Origin of the sequence: Corynebacterium nasicanis, assembly GCF_042658165.1 — a bacterium.
GTDB classification, from domain to species: domain Bacteria; phylum Actinomycetota; class Actinomycetes; order Mycobacteriales; family Mycobacteriaceae; genus Corynebacterium; species Corynebacterium nasicanis.
This window is the reverse complement of the sequence record NZ_JBHSQE010000009.1, coordinates 762139-768479: the sequence shown is the minus strand read 5'-3', so window position 1 is coordinate 768479 and position 6341 is coordinate 762139. Positions and strand designations below refer to the sequence as shown.

Sequence of the window (6341 nt, the reverse complement as noted above, 5' to 3'; positions counted from 1 at the left end):
GAAGTTCTTTTTTCGTTTCCCTCCCGGCCACCTGCTGGCAACCGTTCTTGGCAACGAGTGAAACTATACGAACTTCACACCACACAAAGCAAATCCCCACGTCAACCCAGCAAAAGACGAGTGACGCGGGGCAGGGTCCACACCATCGCAACCATGACAACCAGCTCCACCATCGTCTGTCCCACCACCACGACCGGGGCGAGGGAGCCGGGCATCGCCAACGCGAAAGGCAGGACCACCAGTGAGTTGCGGGTGACGCCACTGAAGATGGCGGATATGCGCGCGGACGTCGATAAGCCGAAGAGCCCGGCCACCGCCCAGCCGAGCACCGCCATGAGCACCGCGAACGCCAGGAACAGCGCGGCGGGGACGAGCAGCAGGCGCCACTCCCCCACGGCGTCGCGCCCGTAGCCGGCGGTGACGAGGAAGAGCGTGGCCATCATGAGCGGAGTCATCGCCTTTTCCCCGGCCTGCTCCCACCACGCCGCGCGCCGGCTGCGCTGCACCAGCGCCGCCAAGGCAAGGGGCAGGACAATGAGCAGCAGGAAGGCCTTGAGGAAGGGGCCGGGCGCGAGCAGTTCTGCGGAACCCGCGAGAAGGCCCAGGTACACGGGCAGCAGGAGCATCTGCCCCAGGAGCAGCAGGGGCGTGGCGGCGAGCAACTGCTGCCGGTCCCCGCCGGCCAGGCCACTGAAGGCGATGACGTAGTCGATACATGGCGCGAGCAGGACGAGCAGGACGGCCACGTAGACCACCCCGGAGTCCCGCAACGGCCAGGTCAACGCTGCGACGACCAGGGGGACGACGACGAAGTTGAGCAGGAGGAGGACGGTGAGGAAGCGGGCGTCGATACGCAGTCGGCGCAGGGGTATAGACAGGAACGTGACAAAAAGCAGCGCCCCGAGCACCGGGGTGGACAGGGGCCGGAGGGCGGGGGCGTCGATAAGCAGGCCGGCGACGACGGCGAGGATGAGCCAGCGGATCATCTAGTGGTAGACCGCGAGCAGACCGTGGGGACCGTCGATGACCTGCACCGGAGTGTTGAAGATCGCGGTGAGGGTGTCATCGCGCATGACCTCGGCGGGCGATCCGAACTCGACGATCTTCCCGTTCTTCACAGCGCAGATGTAGTCGGCGTAGCGGGCGGCGAAGTTGATGTCGTGCAGGACGACGATGATGGTGCGGCCGAATTCGCGGGCGGCGGACTGCAGGTGTGTCATCATTTCGACGGAGTGGGCGATGTCGAGGTTGTTGAGGGGTTCGTCGAGAAGCACGTAGTCCGTCTCCTGGCACAGCACCATCGCCACGTACGCGCGTTGGCGCTGGCCGCCGGAGAGCTGGTCGAGGTAGCGGTCCTCCAGGTCGGTGAGGTGGAGGAAGTCGATGTAGCGGGAGATGATCTCCTCGTCCTCCGCGGTGAGCCGGCCGTGCGAGTAGGGGAAACGGCCGAAGCCGACGAGCTGGCGGACGGTGAGCTTGGTGATGAAGTGGTTCTCCTGGCGCAGGATGGACAGGATCTTCGCCAGGTCCTTCGACTTCGTCGTGGTGATGTCATACTGCGCGACCTTGATGTCGCCGGAATCCATCCCCAGCAGGCGCCCGATCATGGTGAGCAGCGTCGATTTGCCGGCGCCGTTGGGTCCGACGAGGGCGGTGATGCCGCCCGCGGGGATCTCCAGGTTCACCGGACCGATGGCGACATCGCTGTTGTAGTCCTTGCGGACATTGCTGAGAGTGATCACAGTCGACCCTTTCGGAGGATGACGAAGAGGAACACGGAACCACCGACGAGCTCGATGATGATGGACACGACACCCTGCGCGTAGAAGACGTGGTTCATGATGAAGTACGCGCCGCTGAGCACCACGAACGCGATTGCTGCCGCCATGGGGAAGAGAAAGCGGTGATCGTAGGTGTCGGCGAACTGGTAGGCCAGGGTGGCCACGAGGAAACCGAGGAAGGTCATGGGGCCGACAAGCGCGGTGGACACGGCCATGAGCACCGAGATGAGCACCAGGGTGGAGATCGCCAGCACCTTGTGGTTGAGCCCCAGGTTGAGGGCGGTGTCGCGCCCGAGGGCCAGGACGTTGAGCTTGCGGGAGTTGAGGTAGAGCAGCGCCGTTGCCGCCACGACCAGCGGAATGGCGATTGGATAATAGGCCGGATCCGCGTTGTTGACGGAGCCGAACAGCCGCGCGGTGAGCACGTCGAACTCGCTCGGGGTGAGCATGCGCTGCATGAACGTGGACACCGACCCCAGGCCGCCGCCGATGACGATGCCGACCAGCAGCATCGCGTGCATGTTGGCGTGCCGCCCCGTGAGCAGCCAGGAGTAGAGCACCAGCGACAGCCCGATCATGAGCGCCAGCTGCACGAGGAACGTCTCCAGCGTGCGGGCCCCGATGAGTCCGGCGGCGCCGAAGAAGTAGATCGTCGAGGTGTGGATCGCCGTGTACAGCGATTCAAAGCCCATTATCGACGGCGTGATGATCCGGTTGTTGGTCACCGTCTGGAAGGCGACGGTGGCCACGGCCTGGCAGATGGCCACGATGAGCATGGCGATGACGGCGTCGGCTCGCCGCTCCGCGATGAGCCAGAAGGTCTCCGACCCAAAGGGCATGGGGTTGTTCCACGCCAGCAGGCCGAAGGCGAAGAGCGCCCCGGCGAAAAGGAGCGAGCCCAGCGCGATCCAGTACCGGCGGGCCGCCGCGGCGTCCCGGAAGGCGCCCGCCCGGCGGGCGACCTGCGGCTTCACCGCGTGGGGCGGCCAGGACTGCTCGGCGCGCTCGGAGCGGCGGGCCTCCGGGTCGATGTCACGGAGGTAGGCGTCGACGCCGTCCGCGGTGGATTCATCCACCATGCTCTCGACGTAGCGGTTCTTATCCACGGCGCTGCCTCACGATCAGGGTGACGAAGACGATCGCGCCGATGATGCCCAGGATGACCGACACGGGAATCTCGAAGGGGGAGATGATGGTGCGCCCGATGAGGTCGCACGTGGTGACGATGCCGATGCCCAGCAGGGCCACCCACGGCAGGTTGGACCGCAGGTCATCGCCGCGGAACAGGGAGACGATGTTGGGGACGATGAGCCCCAGGAACGGCAGGCTTCCGACCACGACGGTGACCACGCCGGTGGCGACCGCGATGAGCCCGGTGCCGATGAGCACCATCCGGTTGTAGTTGAGTCCGACGTTGGTGGCCACCTCCTCGCCCATCCCCGCCACGGTGAGACGGTCGGCGAAGAGGAAGATCGCGACCACCACGAGCACGACCACCCACAGCACCTCGTACTGGCCGCGGAGAATGTCGGTGAAGGATCCGGCGAACCAGACGCCCAGGCTCTGCAGCATGTCTGTCTGCAGGGCGAAGAAGGTGGACACCGAGCTGACGACGGCGCCGAGCATGATGCCGATGATCGGGACGATAAGGCTCGAACGCAGGGACACCCGGCGCAGGAAGAGGAAGAAGACCATGGTGCCGATGAACGCGAAGAGCACCGCGCCGAGCATGCGCTCCATGATGGTCGCGGCCGGGAGAAAATAGGTCACCGCGAGCAGGCCGAGGCCGGCCCACTCGGTGGTGCCCGTGGTGGTCGGCTCGACGAAGCGGTTCTGGGTGAGCAGCTGCATGACCAGGCCGGACATGGCCATCGCCGCGCCGGCCAGCACGAGCGCGATGGTGCGCGGGATGCGCGTTTCGGCGAACATCTCCCAGCCGTCGTCCGTGCTGAGGATGTCGTATTCACCGACCGACAGCGACGCCACGAGCAGCCCGAGGACCACGAGGATCCCGAGGATGAGCTTCCAGTCGAAGAGCTTCTTCCTCGTCCGGGCGTCCCGGCGCGGTGGCGCAGTCGTCGTCATCAGTCGGTGTCCTTGAGCCTGTTAGTTCTTGCCTTCGAAGGCGTCGGCCAGTCCGTTGAGGATCTCGGTGTAGGTGATGATGGACTCGTTGGTGTACGTGTCCTCCGGGGCGTAGACGACCTTCCCCTCCTTGATGGCGGTGACGTTCTTCAGCGGCGCGGACTCCTCGATGACCTGGGAGGCGGCGATGTACTCCTCTGTGTTGCGGGTGTTGGTGGCGCCGTCGCGGTCGAGCACGAGGATCCAGTCCGGGTTGGCGGAGGCGATGGCCTCCACGGAGATGTCATCGCCCTGGTGATCGTCGGAGGCGTTGGCCACCTCGAGGGCGGGGGTGAGGCCGAGCATCTCGAAGACGGGGCCGTAGGTGCGACCCACCTTCGGCGCGATGTAGCCAATGGTGCCACCGGAGACGTTGACGGCCATGACCTTCTGCGCCGGGTCGTAGGCCGCCTTGGCGCGCTCGAGGGCCGCGTCGAAGTCGGCGATGAGCTTGTCCGCCTCGGCCTCCTTGCCGAAGATCGTGCCCAGCTCCGCGGTCTGGCGCTTGAGCTCGGCGGCGAGGGGCTCGCCCTCGCGCGGCTCGAATTCGACGATGGCGGCGCCGGGGGTGAGCTTGGTGATGGCGTCGTAGTGCTGCGCGAAGCGCTGCCCGTTGACGATGAGGTCAGGCTGCGCGGCGGCCAGCGCCTCGAGGTTCGGCTCACGGTGGGTGCCCAGATCGATGATGTTCTCGTCGTTCTTGTACTTCTCGACGGTAAACGGCACGAGCTGCTTCGGCGCGGCGACGAGGTCGACGCCCCAGGCGTCGAGAATCTCGAAGGAACGGTTGTCCGTGGCCGCCACCTTCTCGACGGGAAGGTGGATCTCCTGGGTGCCGTGGTTGTCCTCGACGGTGATCGTGCGGGCCTCGGCGGCAGCGGAGGCGCTCGTCTCGGTCGAGGAGGTGCCGGTGCTGTCGGAGCAGGCTCCCAGGAACAGGGCGGAGGCCGCGACGGCGGCGATCAGGGAGTGGCGGATGCGAGCCATGGTGTCTGTTGTGTCCTTCAGGTGTCGAAGCGTGGGAAACCAGCGTCCTGGCAGTGTGGGGAACCCCTGCGCGGGAACGTTACAAGGCGACCCTAAGTAAGGCAAGCCTATCTTGGCGTCGCTGGTCCCATGCCTTTGCTGTGGCTCACCATAGCCACCGGACTGTGCCCTACAACACCCCTGCTCAGAGGCCGTGCGGCGCGCGAACCGCGCCACCTGCGGTTTGTGCCCACCCCCCTGGGAGCATTCCGGGGATTCCCCTCACACGCCCGTTCGGTAGAGCGCCCCCTCGTGTCGGTCCCATCCCCTAGGGTCTGCCCCATGTTCACCTTCAACGATTTCGCGAACGACCTCCGCGCCGCTCTCACCCACCTACCCAGCCCCTTCACCCTCGCCGACGCCCAGCGCACCCTCCGCACCATCGACCCGTGCGGATGGTACGTCCCAGCCCACACGCACAACCTGCGGCTCGGGCTCTCCGCCCTCATCGACCGCGGTGATCTGCTTCTCGACGGCCGCCTCTACACCCTGCGGAATCCCAATTCCGAAACCTCCGATGACCTGCCCGCCTTCATCACCCCTGCCCTCGAGGACTTCTACGGCCACTCCCTCGAGGAGGGGCTGGCCCGCACCACCGCCGCCCTCCTGCTCATCGCCCACAGAGCGCGCCGCGCGCAGCTGCAGGCGACCGATACCGGCCACTACGGACTCGATCGACTCACCTATTTCCTCCACGACCGCACCACCTTCATCGACCGGATCCTCGCCCTGCCCGAACCCCTCGACCCCTACCGGGTGCTGGCCGTCACCGCCACAGAGATCGCCCAGGCGCTCGAGGAAGACGAGGACGTGCAGCAGTACGTCGGTGTCCCTTTCGCCTGCCTCGGCCCGCAGGACACCTGGGATCCCATCATCGTCGACCTCCTCACCCCCGGCCTCGCCACCCCTCAGCTGGCCAAGAACATCTTCAGTGCTCTCGGCGACGAAGGTACGGACAGCCGCGAAGAGATCTGGTACTACGTCGAGGACAATTTCCTCCACGGCGCCGAGGTGACCTACTGGCCCGACTTCTCCATCAGCAGGCCGGAGGACGCCCACATAGGCGAGCCCTACAACGGCCGGGATGAGATCATCGATCTCCGTGCCACCCTGGAGGAATGGGCCGACGAGTCCTCCGCCGACGCTTTGGCGCGCGGGGTCTATCACGGCTGGCCCATTATTGTCGACTACTGGACCCCACACTCCAGCGAACACACATCCCATATGGCGAGCCCGACGCTCGTCGGGAACACCTATGTGCGCGGTTTCCTGCTCTCGGGCCACGAAAAGCTCGTCCACAAGGATCACATCAACTCCGTCATCCTGGCCGATTGCCCTTACATCTACTGACGTGCCCCACGGGATGCGCGTTCGATGCCCTGACCTGCGGATTCGAACGCGCACCCGGGG

The 6341-nt window shown here is 65.8% G+C and carries 6 protein-coding genes; 1 reads left to right on the top strand and 5 read right to left on the bottom strand.

Annotated features, from left to right (window positions below; translation table 11 throughout):
- Positions 1 to 101 precede the first annotated feature (101 nt).
- Genes ACFPUZ_RS12560 through ACFPUZ_RS12540 form a run of 5 tightly spaced genes read right to left on the bottom strand, consistent with a single transcriptional unit; the run spans position 102 to position 4892 of the window.
- Positions 102 to 986, bottom strand: a complete 885-nt coding sequence (locus tag ACFPUZ_RS12560) for an arsenic resistance protein (protein ID WP_377002242.1) — start codon at positions 984 to 986, stop codon at positions 102 to 104.
- On the bottom strand, positions 987 to 1742 hold the full coding sequence (locus ACFPUZ_RS12555; RefSeq protein ID WP_377002241.1) for an iron ABC transporter ATP-binding protein: 756 nt from the start codon (positions 1740 to 1742) through the stop codon (positions 987 to 989).
- Complete coding sequence (locus ACFPUZ_RS12550) at positions 1739 to 2887, bottom strand: iron chelate uptake ABC transporter family permease subunit (RefSeq protein WP_377002240.1); 1149 nt, start codon at positions 2885 to 2887, stop codon at positions 1739 to 1741. Before ACFPUZ_RS12550 ends, ACFPUZ_RS12555 begins: the two co-directional genes overlap by 4 nt.
- A complete protein-coding gene (locus ACFPUZ_RS12545; RefSeq protein WP_377002239.1) occupies positions 2880 to 3866 on the bottom strand; it encodes an ABC transporter permease in 987 nt (328 codons plus the stop codon). The genes ACFPUZ_RS12550 and ACFPUZ_RS12545 overlap by 8 nt, the downstream gene beginning before the upstream one ends.
- Positions 3867 to 3887: 21 nt before the next feature.
- The gene (locus ACFPUZ_RS12540; protein WP_377002238.1) at positions 3888 to 4892 is read right to left on the bottom strand and encodes a siderophore ABC transporter substrate-binding protein; all 1005 of its coding nucleotides are present in this window, start codon (positions 4890 to 4892) and stop codon (positions 3888 to 3890) included.
- Positions 4893 to 5213: 321 nt separating this feature from the next.
- On the opposite strand from ACFPUZ_RS12540, the gene ACFPUZ_RS12535 reads away from it, so the two are divergent.
- Positions 5214 to 6281: a hypothetical protein gene (locus ACFPUZ_RS12535; protein ID WP_377002236.1), complete on the top strand. Its 1068-nt coding sequence runs from the start codon at positions 5214 to 5216 to the stop codon at positions 6279 to 6281.
- The last annotated feature ends 60 nt before the right edge of the window (positions 6282 to 6341 follow it).